Source organism: Methylocapsa sp. D3K7, from assembly GCF_029855125.1.
Lineage (GTDB): Bacteria > Pseudomonadota > Alphaproteobacteria > Rhizobiales > Beijerinckiaceae > Methylocapsa.
In genome coordinates this window covers 271,931-285,873 of record NZ_CP123229.1, presented here as the reverse complement: position 1 = coordinate 285,873, position 13,943 = coordinate 271,931, and the positions used below count along the sequence as shown (strand labels likewise).

At 59.8% G+C, this 13,943-nt stretch carries 12 protein-coding genes; 4 read left to right on the top strand and 8 right to left on the bottom strand.

Going from position 1 to position 13,943, the window contains the following annotated elements:
* The first annotated feature begins 450 nt into the window (after positions 1-450).
* Complete coding sequence (locus QEV83_RS01215; protein WP_280129487.1) at positions 451-1,170, top strand: Crp/Fnr family transcriptional regulator; 720 nt, start codon at positions 451-453, stop codon at positions 1,168-1,170.
* Between the two features lie 60 nt (positions 1,171-1,230).
* Entirely contained in the window at positions 1,231-1,590 is a 360-nt protein-coding gene (locus tag QEV83_RS01210; RefSeq protein WP_280129486.1) for a hypothetical protein, read from the top strand.
* A 238-nt stretch (positions 1,591-1,828) separates the two neighbouring features.
* Here QEV83_RS01210 and dinB read toward each other — a convergent pair whose 3' ends face one another.
* The 3 genes from dinB to QEV83_RS01195 all read right to left on the bottom strand — a co-directional run bounded on the left by dinB (position 1,829) and on the right by QEV83_RS01195 (position 5,733).
* A complete protein-coding gene (dinB, locus tag QEV83_RS01205) occupies positions 1,829-2,869 on the bottom strand; it encodes a DNA polymerase IV (RefSeq protein ID WP_280130938.1) in 1,041 nt (346 codons plus the stop codon).
* A 113-nt stretch (positions 2,870-2,982) separates the two neighbouring features.
* Positions 2,983-3,648 carry an SOS response-associated peptidase gene (locus QEV83_RS01200; protein WP_280129485.1) on the bottom strand — a complete coding sequence of 222 codons (666 nt, stop codon included), beginning with the start codon at positions 3,646-3,648 and terminating at the stop codon, positions 2,983-2,985.
* Positions 3,649-3,660: 12 nt separating this feature from the next.
* The gene (locus QEV83_RS01195) at positions 3,661-5,733 is read right to left on the bottom strand and encodes an ATP-dependent helicase (protein ID WP_280129484.1); all 2,073 of its coding nucleotides are present in this window, start codon (positions 5,731-5,733) and stop codon (positions 3,661-3,663) included.
* A 666-nt stretch (positions 5,734-6,399) separates the two neighbouring features.
* Here QEV83_RS01195 and QEV83_RS01190 point away from each other — a divergent pair.
* Complete coding sequence (locus QEV83_RS01190; protein ID WP_280129483.1) at positions 6,400-7,374, top strand: LysR family transcriptional regulator; 975 nt, start codon at positions 6,400-6,402, stop codon at positions 7,372-7,374.
* Between the two features lie 57 nt (positions 7,375-7,431).
* On the opposite strand, the gene QEV83_RS01185 is transcribed toward QEV83_RS01190, so the two are convergent.
* From QEV83_RS01185 to trbL, 5 genes are read right to left on the bottom strand one after another with little or no spacing between them, the layout of a single operon-like run.
* The gene (locus QEV83_RS01185; protein ID WP_280129482.1) at positions 7,432-7,653 is read right to left on the bottom strand and encodes a DUF2274 domain-containing protein; all 222 of its coding nucleotides are present in this window, start codon (positions 7,651-7,653) and stop codon (positions 7,432-7,434) included.
* 12 nt (positions 7,654-7,665) lie between these two features.
* Positions 7,666-8,862: a TrbI/VirB10 family protein gene (locus tag QEV83_RS01180; RefSeq protein ID WP_280129481.1), complete on the bottom strand. Its 1,197-nt coding sequence runs from the start codon at positions 8,860-8,862 to the stop codon at positions 7,666-7,668.
* Complete coding sequence (gene trbG, locus QEV83_RS01175) at positions 8,859-9,842, bottom strand: P-type conjugative transfer protein TrbG (protein ID WP_280129480.1); 984 nt, start codon at positions 9,840-9,842, stop codon at positions 8,859-8,861. Before trbG ends, QEV83_RS01180 begins: the two co-directional genes overlap by 4 nt.
* Complete coding sequence (gene trbF, locus QEV83_RS01170) at positions 9,842-10,528, bottom strand: conjugal transfer protein TrbF (RefSeq protein ID WP_280129479.1); 687 nt, start codon at positions 10,526-10,528, stop codon at positions 9,842-9,844. Before trbF ends, trbG begins: the two co-directional genes overlap by 1 nt.
* On the bottom strand, positions 10,528-11,748 hold the full coding sequence (gene trbL, locus QEV83_RS01165; protein ID WP_280129478.1) for a P-type conjugative transfer protein TrbL: 1,221 nt from the start codon (positions 11,746-11,748) through the stop codon (positions 10,528-10,530). Before trbL ends, trbF begins: the two co-directional genes overlap by 1 nt.
* A 638-nt stretch (positions 11,749-12,386) precedes the next feature.
* On the opposite strand from trbL, the gene ltrA reads away from it, so the two are divergent.
* Positions 12,387-13,913, top strand: coding sequence for a group II intron reverse transcriptase/maturase (ltrA, locus tag QEV83_RS01160; RefSeq protein ID WP_280129477.1), 1,527 nt, complete (start codon positions 12,387-12,389; stop codon positions 13,911-13,913).
* Positions 13,914-13,943 lie beyond the last annotated feature (30 nt).

Below are 13,943 nucleotides of genomic sequence, written 5' to 3'. Positions count from 1 at the left end.
GCAACAGGCTCGGAGAATAGTATGTTCTACATTTGTTCTCATTCTGTCAAAAGAGTCAATTGGAGTCTGCTGGCCGGGATGGCGCCAGGATGGAATCGTGAATGGCGGTCGTGAATCCGCAGCCCATTGGGGACCCTGCTGCATTGAGGCGCGGCCCTTCGACGAGACATGGTGAAGCGGCTGCGGAGGTCGCAATCAGAAAGATGGCCACATTGGCCCTGAATTGGTGGATTTGGAGGCGCCGGAGCTTGATAATTGCACCTCTCAGGCGCTGATATTGTAACTAAGACCAGATCTTTGAAAGCTTGACCACATAGCCGTTTCCTGAAATCGGCCTTAGTCAACTAACGAGTCGCAAGGAGACAAAGGATCCTATTGTGCACGATTGCCGTCTCCGGCCGGCACCCAATATCCGTGTTTTGTGGAATACAATAATTGGGAAAACGGGAAATGATCATCGGTGCACCCAACATCGAATCAAGTACTGTTGACGAGAAATCAATCAGCATATTGATTGAATCGACCTGCAGATCGGCTTCGCGAGTCGCAGTGGCGGACAAGGCGACGCTCTATGCACAGGGAGAACCAGCGAGCGCGCTGTTTCTCATTCTAGACGGCTTCGTAAAGACGTCACACATCTGCGAAGACGGGACGGAGATCACACTGGATCTTTTAAAATGCGGCGAGATCGCTGGCGAATTTTCCTATCCCCAACTGCCGCTGGTCTACCATGAAGCGGCAAGGGCAATCGGCAATGTGGTGGCACAACGGGTGCTGGCAGACGACTTGCGCGCCACCATGGAAGTCAATCCGCCATTGGCGATCTTTATCGCCGAGCAACTGGCCGGATCTAAACGAAGGTTTCAGCGGCGATTGCTGCGCGCAATGACACAATCCGTCGAATGGCGGGTGATTGAAACGCTGGTCGAACTTGCCGGAACTTTCGGCGCGCAGTGTCCGCATGGATTCTCGCTGGAAATAAGGCTCACACAGCAGGACATAGCCGATTTTGTCGGCGCTTCCCGTCAGGTCGTGAGCTCGATCCTCAGCGATCTTCGCAAGCGCGGCTTTTTAGATTACACTCGCGACATGATTTGTATAAACGATAGTGCACTCTCCTTCCTCGCGCGGCCGACGGATAGCGCCCCAAAGGCAGTGTCATCCTTCTGACAGACAGGCTATGCGCCTCCCTCTATTGTCTTCGGCAAATATTGACGCTGGAGCGCAGACATGAAGCCCATCTCACTCATCCTCCATGGTACGATCGACTACCTTGCCGTCCTGATCTTTGCCGCAGCCCCGGCCGTTATCGGGCTGTCAGGTTGGCCCGCCGTGCTGTCCTATGCGCTCGCAGGCATTCATTTGCTCATGACGTTTCTGACCGACTTCCCGGCTGGAGCCATAAAATTGGTTGCGGTCAATTTGCACAATTGGGTCGAGCGAACTGTCGGTCCGGTATTGATCATTTTGGCATTCTTCCCACTGAACGGGGCGACGCAGAATGCGCGAATCTTCTTCGGGATCATGGGCGTCGTCATTCTCGCCGTTGAGCGGCTGACGGCGTACCGTTCTACAATTGAAACGAAATGACGTGAGCGTCGCCTCAGATGGGCTTGGCATGCCCACATCGCTATTGTCATCAGTCCGCAGGAATTGCGGGTGATCAGGATTGCAATTTCTCTACAGTCGACAGTGATTTGGGACGCTTTCGCCTTGAACAAGCTGATCGAGTTGCCCTAGAAAATATTGTCCCTCGGGATGCTCGAATGGCGCCTGAGTCATAATCAACGAGGCTTGGTGTAAGCCTGCTATATGATGGCAGTCTTTCTCACAGCACCAGCGAGAGTTGACGGCGTCCCGTCGCCTGCGTCTGCTCCAAGGACGACAGCGAGATCCCGAGCAGGCGCACTCCTTTTTCCATGGGCAGGAGCGGTTCGAGCAAGCCAAGGCTCAGATGCTTGAGTTCCGCGAAAGTCTCGATCGCGTCGGCGACGGACTTGCTTCGTGTGATCTGCTGAAAATCGGCGAACTTCACCTTTAGGGTGATAGTTCGCCCTCGGATGCTGGTCGCCTCGCAATGCCGCCAGACCTTGGCGATGATGGGCTCCAGCGCGTCACGCATCGGATCGAACGCATGCAGGTCCTGCGCGAAGGTATTCTCTGCCCCAACCGACTTGCGGACGCGGTCGGCGCGGACCGGCCATTCATCGACGCCCCGCGCGATCCAATAATAGTAGGCTCCTGACTTACCGAAGTGATGCTGAAGGAAGGGCAAGGTCTGGGTCCGCAGATCAAGACCAGTTGCGATCCCGAGCTGGTTCATTTTCGCCGTGGTCGCCGGTCCGATGCCATGGAATTTTTCGACCGGCAAATTCTCGACGAAGGCAGGCCCCATTTTCGGGGTGATGACAAAGAGGCCATCTGGTTTGTTCTGATCTGAAGCAAGCTTCGCCAAAAATTTGTTGTAGCTGACCCCAGCGGAGGCCGTCAGTTTCGTCTCTTTTTTGATCTTCGCTCTTATCGCCTCGGCGATCTCTGTCGCCGAGGCGATGCCCTTCAAATTCTCGGTGACGTCGAGATAGGCCTCGTCGAGCGACAATGGCTCGATGAGGGGCGTATATTCGGCGAAAATCTCGCGGATCTGGAGCGATACAGCCTTGTAGACGTCGAACCGCGGCGTCACGAAGATAAGGTCGGGGCACCTGCGCTTTGCCGTCACGGACGGCAGGGCAGAGCGCACCCCGAACGCCCTGGCTTCATAGCTCGCGGCCGCGACGACACCCCGCTCGTGAGACCCGCCGACGGCAACAGGCTTGCCACGCAGCTCCGGATTGTCGCGCTGCTCCACCGAGGCGTAAAACGCGTCCATGTCGATATGGATGATTTTGCGTTGCCGCTCGCGACGCGCTGCGGCATCCCTTTCCGGCCATTCAGGCTGGGTCACTTTCCGGCCTTTATCAGTCTCCGTCGCGAGCATGGCAATCAGGCCACCAGGCCTCCCTCGTCTTTCTTCTCACCACGGCCAACGATCATCAAAGCATCGTCGGGCAGGGGACGCTGAAGTTTCAGTGCTTCTTCGGGAGAAGCATTCATCCAGATGTCGATTTCCTCGGGCGTCGTTAAAATGACTGGCATTGCCTTGGGGTGGATGGCTCCGACCACCTTGTTTGGCTCGGTTGTCAGAAAAGCGAAAATGTCGTTCGTCGTCTCGCCTTCCTTGACCTTCCGGACGGAGGTCCAGCGTGTCCAAATGCCCGCGAAGAAAGCGAGCGGCCGCCTCTCGTCGAAGGCGAACCAGACGGGAGGGTGGGTGCCGTCCGGCAGCGCCTCATTTTCGGAGAAACCGGTAAAGGGTACGACACACCGGCTCTCGACCCCCAGCCAGCGCCGCCAGTGCGGGGATTTGACATTGCGGACATTGGTGACGCCCGGATCGGACTTCTTCCCCTTGAGAGCGAACACCGGGGACGGCATGCCCCAGCGCGCCATCGTCAGCTCCCGGCCGTCGGGGTGATTGCGCACGATTGGGGCCGCGTAATCCGGGAATATGCCAGAGAGAGGCGGGAGGTTTCCCGTCGTGTCGCGCATGGCGCCAGTGAATTCGCGGATCGCCTGTTGGCCTTTCGTCACCGAATATAAGTTGCACAAGGGCCAGCCCCCTCATCGCCACATGCCGCGCATGCGGGCGCCGACATCGACGCGCATGCCCTGGCTTGAGCCTCGCACGCTTGCCGATCCGGCTGCGATCACCGGCCAAGCCGTCTTGTTGAACAGGCTCAACAACCCGTCCGGAATGAAGCGCGTCCTCGCGGCGTAAACGTGCCGGTCCCCTTGCGCACTTTGGCCGTGCGTAAAGAAGCGCTGCGGGGTAATGAGATGCAAATTGTCCTTGGCACGTGTCATTGCGACATAGAGCAGGCGGCGCTCCTCTTCGATCTCGGCCGTTGTGCCGGTGCCAAGATCGGACGGGATGCAGCCGTCGACGACATTGAGCACGAAAACCGATTTCCATTCTTGGCCCTTGGCCGAATGGATCGTCGAAAGGATCAGATAATCCTCGTCGAGCAGTGGCACGCCTGCCTGATCGCTCGTCGCGTCCGGCGGATCGAGCGTGAGCTCCGTCAAGAACCGCTCGCGCGAGGGATAGCCGCAAGCGATCTGCTCGAGTTGCATGAGATCGGCGCGCCGCGTGACGGCATCCTCGTGAATGCGCTCGAGATGCGGTTCGTACCAGAGGCGTGCGCGCTCAAGTTCGGCGGGCCAGCCGGCGCTGCCGGCGTGCAGGTCGGTGACAGTCGTGACAAAGGATATCCAGTTGTCGCCGGCGCGGGGCGGTGGAGGTGCATCGATGAGTGCTTGAATCGGATTCACCGAGGCCATCATGTGGTCGAGCACGCGCTGTGCCGAAGCCGATCCGACGCCGGGCATCATCTGCAGCACCCGGAAGCCTGCGACGCGATCGCGCGGGTTCTCGACGAAACGCAGAAGCGCCAGCAGATCCTTGATATGGGCAGCCTCCAGGAATTTGAGGCCGCCAAACTTCACGAAGGGAATATTGCGGCGGGTCAGTTCCACTTCGAGGGGCCCACTGTGATGCGAGGCCCGGAACAAAATCGCCTGCTGCTTCAGCGCCGAACCACCCTCGCGGTTCTCCAAGACGCATTCGACGACATAGGCGGCCTGGCCGGCCTCGTCGCGGACGTTGATGAGGTGCGGGCGTTCGGCCGAATTCCGGTCGGTCCAAAGATTCTTGGTGAAGCGCTCGGCCGCCAGATCGATGACGCCGTTGGCGGCCGCGAGAATCGGTCGCGTCGAACGATAATTGCGATCGAGCGTGATGATTTCTGCTTCAGGAGAAAACTGACGAGGGAAGTCGAGAATGTTCCGGACGGTTGCGGCGCGAAACGAATAGATCGACTGCGCGTCATCCCCGACGACGGTGAGTCCGCGTCCATCGGGTTTTAGTGCCAGCAGGATCGATGACTGGAGGCGGTTGGTGTCTTGATATTCGTCGACGAGGACATGGTCGAACCGCCCGCCGATATCGTCGGCGAGGCCTCGGTCGCTCACAGTCTGCGCCCAGTAGAGCAAAAGATCATCGTAATCGAGGACATTCTGGCGTTGCTTGGCTTCCACATAGGCTACGAAGAGTCCGCGCAGCTCGGCCGCCCAGGCGGCGCACCAGGGAAAAGAAGTCTTCAGTACGTCATCGATCACGAGTTCCGCGTTCACACAGCGCGAGTAGATCGCAAGGCAGGTGCCTTTCATCGGAAATCGGCTCTTGGTCTTCGAGAAACCAAGCTCATGCCGGACCAGATTCATCAGATCGGCGGAATCCTCGCGATCATGGATTGTGAACGACGGATCGAGCCCAATCTGGCCGGCATAGTCGCGCAACAGCCGCGCGCCGATCCCGTGGAACGTCCCCGCCCAGGTGAGCGAGTCTGTCAAAACGCCAGCGCGATCCCCCATCACCTGGCGGGTGATCCGCTCGACGCGCCGCGTCATCTCGGTCGCCGCGCGCCTTGAGAATGTCATCAAGAGGATTCGGCGTGGATCGGCACCTTTGACGATCAAATGCGCGACGCGATGGGCGAGCGTGTTGGTCTTGCCCGAGCCCGCCCCGGCGATCACGAGGAGCGGGGCACAGGGCGCGCATGGCTTATCGCGCACGCCATGCTCGACGGCGCGTCGCTGTTCGGGATTGAGCTTATCGAGATAGGCCGCGGACATGGGCTGCGAATCGCTCGGGGACTGCTGAGTGAAAGAAGCATGTTTCTCTTTTGTTCGCAACGCTCCCTGAGACAGTCTCAAATGGTGGAGCGTCAGCGTCTTGCAGTTCTTGTCGGCCAGCGTCGGGCGATGGCCATCGGGGTTAAGTGTGTGGCTGGAGGTAATGCGGGACGACACTCTTGAAATGAATGAAGGGACGCAAAGGGCTGGACGGTCTTGCCTGGCACGAAATCAAACTGGCCGAAAAGCACGCATCGAAATAAGATTTTCTCCCAAGACGGCGTGGATATGGACAAAATTCGTTAATGAACGACATATAATTGGATATGATCACGAAAGATGCTTTAGAGATGCTTTGGCATTGGATATTGGACGCAGTCTGATATTGAGGCGATGTTTCGCCTTCATTGAAAGGGAGGGGTTGTAGGCGCGGGACTCTGGCTCGTCTCGGGTCATTCCCACCGGCGAGATCTGGCGGGACACCGGTCCAATTTGCGGACAGCGTTTATAGCACGGATTTAATTGGGCAACTCATGCCAGCTCGAGGTCTCGATCGAGAGTCGGCGCATTGGAACAGCCCGCATTTATTTTGAGGGAATCGCTTTCAACGTGCGGCCGAAACGGCACGCAGGTGCGCAACTCCCCAATGTTTTTAAGGGGATTTCGATGAACCCGAAAATTGAACTGATCTCGGTGATGCAGGCCTTGAAGGTCGCGGAGCATCTCAGTTTCCGCCGCGCCGCGGAGGCGCTAGGCATTTGCCAATCCAGCGTCAGCAAGCGCGTGAGAGCGCTCGAGAACCTTCTGGGCGTCGATCTGTTCGATCGCCATCATGCGGGAGTCAAAGTGACCGATGCTGGCCATAATTTCTTTGAGCATATCAAAATGGCGCTCGATCATCTCGATTCGGCGGTGATGTTGGCTGGCAAGGCCGGACGCGTCGAGAGAGGCAACTTGAAGATCGGCCTATTTTCCTCGCTGGCGTCAGGGTTCCTGCCGGAACTGCTGCGCTGCTATTCGGCCCAACATCCGGATATCGACGTCAGCATCGTCGAAGGACCGCCCAGCGAAAATTTGGCGCTGCTTCGTGCCGAACAGCTCGACATCGTCTTCGTCATGGGAGAGCCCGTTGCGCGCGATTGCGACGTCGCCCGGTTCTGGAACGAACGCGTGTTCGTTGTTCTGCCGGACACGCATGCGCTGTGCGGCAAGGACGCAATAAAATGGGAGGATTTGAAGACTGAGCATTTCATCCTCACCCGATCAGAGGTTGGGATGGCGATCCACGACTATGTCATTCAACGTCTGGCGGCGCTTCATCGGCGTCCAGACATTCGCCAGAGCCCGGTGGCGCGCGACACGCTCGTTCATATGGTGGGGCTTGGAAAGGGGATCAGTCTGATGAGCGAAGCCATCATCGCGATGCCCTTTCCGCATGTTGCTTTTCGCCCGATCGCTGGAAATTCCGATGCTCTTCCGTTCAGCGGCGTCTGGCTGCTCCGCAACAGCAACCAGGCTCTGCGCCGGTTCGTCAGCCTCGCCCGTACGCTCTCGAAGACCTGGAATCAGACCGACACATCCACCGCGGGGACCTCCAGCGAACAAAACGCCAGTCTTAAAATGGAAAATCCAACATCCTGAAGGGGATCTATTCTGCAGTTCATCGATGCCGGACGAGTCTGTTTTGCGGATTAGGCTTTAGTCTTTGGTTCGCTTTGCCCTGGCGAAGGCCCGATCGCTCGCCATGAATCGTGCGATCATCGGCGGGATGAGCTTGACAGGGTCGACCGCGGCCTGGCTGGTTTCCTTGGCAAGCAGCTCGGCATAAAGCGCAAGGTCGCGGTGGATGGCGGCGGGAAGATCGATGGCGATCTTCACCGGCCTGTCGTCGGGCACGGCGGAGAGTTTCAGTTTGGTCATAGTGCCACGTCCTCATCCCTGATATTGTGCGAGTACGAGATCGCGGTTGACGAGGACCCGGACCGGGAAGCCGGGCCGGATGGTGAGGGTCGGCTGGACATTGATCTGGCGGCGAACGAGTTGCTGCCCCGACTGATTGATCGAGTCCTGGCTTCCCCGTTGCAAGGCGCGGACGAGGTCGCTTTGATTGCCGTTCGAGCCAAGCTCCGCACCGACGCCGAGCAAAGTCGAAAGCGCCGCCGTCTTCAAAAGATTGCCCCAATGATAATCAACGCCATCCTCGAGCCCGGCATAGCCTTCCGTGTCGGCGCCGGGCTGGTGCTCAAGCACGATCGATTGACCGTTCGGAAAAACGATGCGGTTCCAGACAAGCAGGACGCGGGATTGGCCGAAGGACACCTGGCTATCGTAGCTGCCGATCAATTTGGCACCTTGTGGCACAAGGAGGAAGCGTCCCGTTGGACTGTCATAGACATTCTCCGTGACCTGCGCGGTGATCAGGCCAGGCAAGTCGGATTGGATGCCGGTGATCAAAGCTGCCGGAATCACTGTACCGGCCTGCAGGACATAGGATGAAGCGGAATTCATCAGCCGGTCGGAGCTGACGGTGCGGCGATCGGTGGGACCATTAAGAAAGGCGAGTTTGTGGTCCTGCATGTTCTGAAAGGAATCGGGATCGATCAACGGCTTCGGGTCCGCTGCAACGGACGGATTCAGCACGCCTCCTGTGGTGGCCGCCGCAAGCACTGATCCGACCTCCGGCCGCTCTCTTGCACTGGTCGTGGAAAACAATCGGCTGGTGCGGGCGGCCTCGCTTTCTTGCGCCATGCGTTGCTCCATCGTCTCAAATCCAGACGCGGGGGGACCGGCGGAATGCGCGTTGAGGATGGGGCGGCCAAGGTCGCCCGGCAGCGGCGGCCCGAGTTGCGGAACGTTTTGTGGCAGACCTGTATAGTCTTTCGGCAAAGAGGCAAGACCGTCTGGCGTTGTCTTGTTGTCGGTGTTGAAGAGTTCCTGGCCACTTTGCTGGCCGCGCTTGCTCGTGCTGAGTGCCCAGATGAGCGAGCCCAAAATCGCGAGGCTGGCGATCCCTGCGAGGCCGGCCAGCACTTTGCGCGACAGGCGCATCACCTTTGGGCGGTCGGGCCGGAGGCGAAAGCCAGCCGCGGTCTCGTGGTCGTCACGCTCCGGTGTTTGGTTGTCGCTCACCGTGGTCTCCCGTCGGTGCGCACGATCCGAACCTTTTGCTGCTTGTCGCCCCCGAGACGCAATTCCGCCGCCGCAAAGAGCCGGTCGACAATGTAATAGTTCTGGCGCGATCGATAATTGACGAGCTCGGCGCCGCCTTCCGGGCCAATGACGAAGAGAGGCGGCATCTCGCCCTGGGCGATGCCGCGCGGGAACTCGATATAAACCTTGGTGCCATCGTCAAAAACCTGGGTCGGACGCCAGGGTGCATCATCGCCCTCGATCGCGTAGCGGAACCGCAGACGGGTGATATCGATCCCGCTCTGAATCGGCGCCGCCGCTTGCGCCTCCGTGTTCTGCCGGCGCAGCGCGATGAGCTGGTCCTGCGGATATTGCCAAGAGACCGAGGCCATATAGGTTTTCTCCGTCGATCTCAGCTCGAGAAGATAGGTCCTCCGGTCGGTATTAATGACGAGATTGGTCATGAGGTCCGGCCGGGTGGGCTTGGCGAGAATGTGCACTTTTCGTGAGGGCCCAGTGCCGCTTTCCGTGTCGCCAATGATCCAGCGCACGGTGTCGCCGGCTGCGACCGGGCCGGAGCCGACGAGCTGCTCGCTTTCCTGGAGCGCGATATCGGTCACTTGGCCCGGCGCAGTATAGACTTGATAGAGCGCGCCCTCCGTAAAAGGATAGACCTGCACGGCATTGATGTAGCCGTCGCGGGTCGGTTGCACGCGTGCGGCTTCATTGGCAGTGGCGACCCGGACCGCCGGGTCCTTTGGTTCCGGTGAGGGCCTATGTGCCGCCGAGAGCGGTTTGAGTTGACCGGGAAGAGGCAAGGGCGTGCGGAGCGCCACGACTTTGACCGGCTGCGGCGGATCGGCGTTAAACACGGCGGGCGCATAATCGCGGTCATAATCGATCGCAGGCGGTTTGAACGTCGCGCAGGCAGCCAACGAGCAGGAGGAGAGGAGAATCGTGGATAAAGATTTCAGGCGCATTAGCCGAGTTCCTTCGACCAGTTGATGGCATGAACAAAAACGCCGAGCGGATTTTTGCGCAGGCGCTCGGCGTCGCGCGGAGGCTCGACCACGATGGTCAGAATGGCGGTCCAGCGTTCGGTCGCAGCCAGGGCGCCATTCTCGTAACGGCGCTCCGTCCAGGCGACACGGAAGGACTCGCCGGAGGCGCGGATAACGCTGGAAACTTCCGTCGCCACCTGAACCCGACCGACCTTGCCGAAAGGATCATTGGCTCGGGCATAGTCGTTGAGAGCGAGCGCGCCCTTGTCTGTGACGAACTCATAGGCCTGCAGCCAGTTCTGTCGGATGATGACCGGATCGGCGGTGATGCTGCGAACCTCTTCGATGAATCGCGCCAAGTGCCAGGCGATTTGCGGATCGGTTGGACGATAGTCTGCAATGGCCGGTGCCACCGCCTGCGCCGCGCCGAACTGGTCGATCTCCACGACCCAGGGCACGATGGTTCCGCTCAAAGATTGCCAAACGAGCGCTGCAGCGACCCCGGCGGCGAGGCCCAGATTGCCAAAAGCAATCAGCCGCCAGTTGCGGGCCTGGACGCGGGCCGAGCCGATGCGATCGTCCCAGACTTGTGCGGCACGTTGATAGGGTGTTTCCGGCTCCCGCGTCTTGCCGTAGCGGACCGAAGGGCGTCGAAAGGGAGTCATCAAGGATCATCCTGGTGGAGAGAAACGGAAGTAGATCCACCGCCGTGCTCGCCGGAACGCACGGCATGGGCGGCGGTGGAGATGCCATGGCTCATGGCCTGGTCGCGGCGCATGCGTTGCGCCCATTCGGGAGGGCCGCCGGAAGCACTTTTGCGAAAGGGCTGTGCAGCGGCGCCGATCCCGGCCTTGGCGACGCCCGTCATTCCGGCCCCAAACCTGCGCAGGCCGGTTTCATCGGAGCTTGCCGCGGCGAGGCCGTAGGCGGTGGCCGCGGCACCCGCCATCGCAGCGCCACCGCGCGCGGCGAAAGACGTGGCGCCAACAAGAGCGCCGGCACCGGCACGGGCGCCGATCACGCCCGCTGCGCCGAGTCCGGCCGCCGCGAGCCCCGTGCCGATCGCCGCCCCGGCGCCAAGCTGCGGCGCTCCCGAAACGAGGCCCGTCGCAATGCCGGGACCGAAGATGCCCAGGCCGAGAAGTGACAATGAAGCCAGAACGAGAGACAGCGCATCCTCGATCGTCGGCTGATTGCCGCCGAATCCTTGGGTGAACTGACTGAAGAGGCTTGTGCCAATCCCAACGATGACGGCGAGGACGAGGATTTTTACACCCGAGGCGACGACATTGCCGAGGACTTTTTCAGCCAAGAAAGCGGTCTTGTTGAACAGGCCGAAAGGAATGAGGATGAAGCCCGCTAGAGTCGTCAGCTTGAACTCGATCAGTGTGACGAAGAGTTGAACGGAAAGGATGAAGAAGGAAATGACGACGATCGCCCAGGCGATCATGAGGATGGCGATCTGGACGAAATTCTCGAAGAAAGAGACATAGCCCATCAGCTGGCCGGCGGCCGTGAGGATCGGTGTGCCGGCGTCGAGGCCGACCTGCGCGATGCGACCCGGATGCAAAAAATCCGCAGCCGACAGGCCCGAGCCGGCGGCCTTTAGGCCAAGGCCGGAAAAACTGTCAAAAATGATTTTGGCGAGCTTGTTGAAATTGCCGATAAGGAAGGCGAACAAGCCGATATAGAGCGTCTTCTTGATGAGGCGGGCGATGACGTCCGCCTCGCCCGCGAGCGCCCAGAAGAGACCCGCAAGCGTGATATCAAGGGCGATCAGCGTCTGCGACAGAAATCGGACATCGCCGCCGAGGAGGCCGAAGCCGGAATCGATATACGCCGTGAAAACATTCAGGAATTGGTCAATGACGCCACTGCCGCCCATGTGCGTTAGGTCCTGATCAAAGAAAGGAGTGCTTTGATTTTATCGTCGTTTCTGATCTCGCAGGGTGAGAGGCCCCGCACGCCGTGTGACGCAACATGCGGCGATGAGCAGATGGGTGAGGCGAACCGGGTGCTTCCGGGGAGCCATAAATCAGCAGAACCCATCAAAGTCGGACGGACGGGGACTTCCGATCCCGCAGCCGGTCCGGCCAGCGAGCTTGCCATGGCGAGGGAAACCGAACCGATGGTGGACGCCTCGTCAGACAGTGGAACTCGCCAACTCGGGAGTGGGCGAGTCGGCACGTGGTGCGAACCGCGGGCCGGTGGAGCGTTGGTCCGTGCTATGGGCACATGGACCGGGGGCGCGCAGCGTGCTGCGCGCCAGCCTCGATACGGGCTTGCGTGGTATCGAGGCCGGATTCCACACGGGGTAAAGTCGGCGCCTAAAGCAGGCAAGAGATCAGTTGCGGAACCTAAGAACCTTGTCGTGACTTCCGGCGGTCTCCGACCCCGGATGACTGAAGCGACCAGCGATCGTGACGACGAGGGACGGAGCCTCCGTAGTAGTCCGGGGACGGGAAAGCCGTCCACATGGCGAAGGGAGGCAGTGGATACAGCAAGCAGGCAGGAGGTGGACGCATGTCCGGCGAGGTGAATATCTCGTTCGTCCTCGACATGCAGCGCAAGCTGTATCGGTGGAGCAACGAGGACCCTGACAAGGTCTTTGTTGATCTGTTCAATTTCGTATGCGACCGCAGAACCCTGAACGACGCTTGGCGAAGGCTCGCCCGCAACAGCGGGAGCCAGACACCGGGCACGGATGGGATGACGCGACGCACGGTCGAACAGCGTCCCGGTGGAGCAGCGGCGTTCCTCGAAGAAATCCGAGAGGCGCTTCGCAACGGATCGCACTGCCCGGAACCCGTCAGGCAACGGCTCATCCCGAAGCCCGGCAAGCCGGGGCAGTTCCGGCCACTCGGCATTCCCACGCTGATCGACCGTCTGGTGCAGATGGCTTTGAAGCTGATCCTGGAGCCCATCTTCGAGGCGGACTTCTATCCGACCTCCTACGGGTTCCGGAAAGGACGGAGCACCCATGATGCTCTGGAGAGAATCCAGAGGTTCCTTCACCCGACGAAGCGTGGACCTTCGGTCTATCGCTACGCCATAGAGGGCGACATCAAGGGCTGCTTCGACGCCATCGATCACCACGTCATGATGGAGGGAGTGCGACGACGCATCGGCGACCGCAAGGTGCTGAGGCTGATCCTTGCGTTCCTGAAGGCGGGCGTGATGATCGAGGGAACTGTTCGTCACCCCGTAACAGGCTCGCCGCAAGGCGGGATCATCTCGCCGATGCTGTCGAATATCTATCTGACGGCCATCGACGAGCGGTACGGACGATGGTCCATGCGCCCTCGTGAACCAAGTATAAATGCCGCTGCCCGAAGGGTCAGAGACCACAAGAAAGGCAGGCCGGTGTTCTACATGGTGCGATACGCGGACGACTTCGTCGTCCTCGTGGACGGCACGAGGGAGCAGGCGGAAGCAGAAAAGCTCGCGCTGGCGGAGTTCCTGGAAACGGAGGTTCGCATGGAGCTGTCGATGGAAAAGACCCGGATCACCGACGTCAGGGAAGGCTTCGACTTCCTCGGCTACCGGGTGGTGCAGACGAAGGCGCTCCGCACGGGGCGCCAGGTCGGCAACCTCTTCATACCGAAGGGCAAGCTGAACGACCTGCGCCACAAGATCAAGGTCATGGTGAAAGGCATCCCCACGGGATGTTCGCTCGCCCAAGTCATCGACAACCTCAATCCGGTGATCATGGGGTGGAGGAACTATTACCGATACGCCACATGGGCATATCGGGAGTTCAACCACCTCGATCGCTGGATATGGCAGCGTGTAGGGCGCTGGCTGAGGAGGAAATACCCGAAGGCAACGTGGCCGACGGTGCGACACCTTCACTTCCACAGCGCTCCGGAAAAACGAAGGCAATGGACCGACCGGACCAAACGCCTGCGGTCCCTCGGTGAAGGAGGGACCATGCGTTACCCGAACCAGAGTATAGCGAAACCGAACGGATGGAACGCCGAAAGGGAACACCAGCAACACGAAAGCGTGCGTGGCTTCTGGAATGCGTTCCAATGCCTCAGACATGTCTGAGGCCCACCCATAGGCGCGCGAGCGCCCATG

Bases quoted from the DNA above. Each gene is read 5' to 3' on its own strand.
- QEV83_RS01215 (WP_280129487.1), top strand. From the start codon at position 451: ATGATCATCGGTGCACCCAACATCGAATCAAGTACTGTTGACGAGAAA.
- QEV83_RS01210 (WP_280129486.1), top strand. From the start codon at position 1,231: ATGAAGCCCATCTCACTCATCCTCCATGGTACGATCGACTACCTTGCC.
- dinB (WP_280130938.1), bottom strand. From the start codon at position 2,869: ATGGACGCGTTTTACGCCTCGGTGGAGCAGCGCGACAATCCGGAGCTG.
- QEV83_RS01195 (WP_280129484.1), bottom strand. From the start codon at position 5,733: ATGTCCGCGGCCTATCTCGATAAGCTCAATCCCGAACAGCGACGCGCC.
- QEV83_RS01190 (WP_280129483.1), top strand. From the start codon at position 6,400: ATGAACCCGAAAATTGAACTGATCTCGGTGATGCAGGCCTTGAAGGTC.
- QEV83_RS01185 (WP_280129482.1), bottom strand. From the start codon at position 7,653: ATGACCAAACTGAAACTCTCCGCCGTGCCCGACGACAGGCCGGTGAAG.
- trbG (WP_280129480.1), bottom strand. From the start codon at position 9,842: ATGCGCCTGAAATCTTTATCCACGATTCTCCTCTCCTCCTGCTCGTTG.
- trbF (WP_280129479.1), bottom strand. From the start codon at position 10,528: ATGACTCCCTTTCGACGCCCTTCGGTCCGCTACGGCAAGACGCGGGAG.
- trbL (WP_280129478.1), bottom strand. From the start codon at position 11,748: ATGGGCGGCAGTGGCGTCATTGACCAATTCCTGAATGTTTTCACGGCG.
- ltrA (WP_280129477.1), top strand. From the start codon at position 12,387: ATGTCCGGCGAGGTGAATATCTCGTTCGTCCTCGACATGCAGCGCAAG.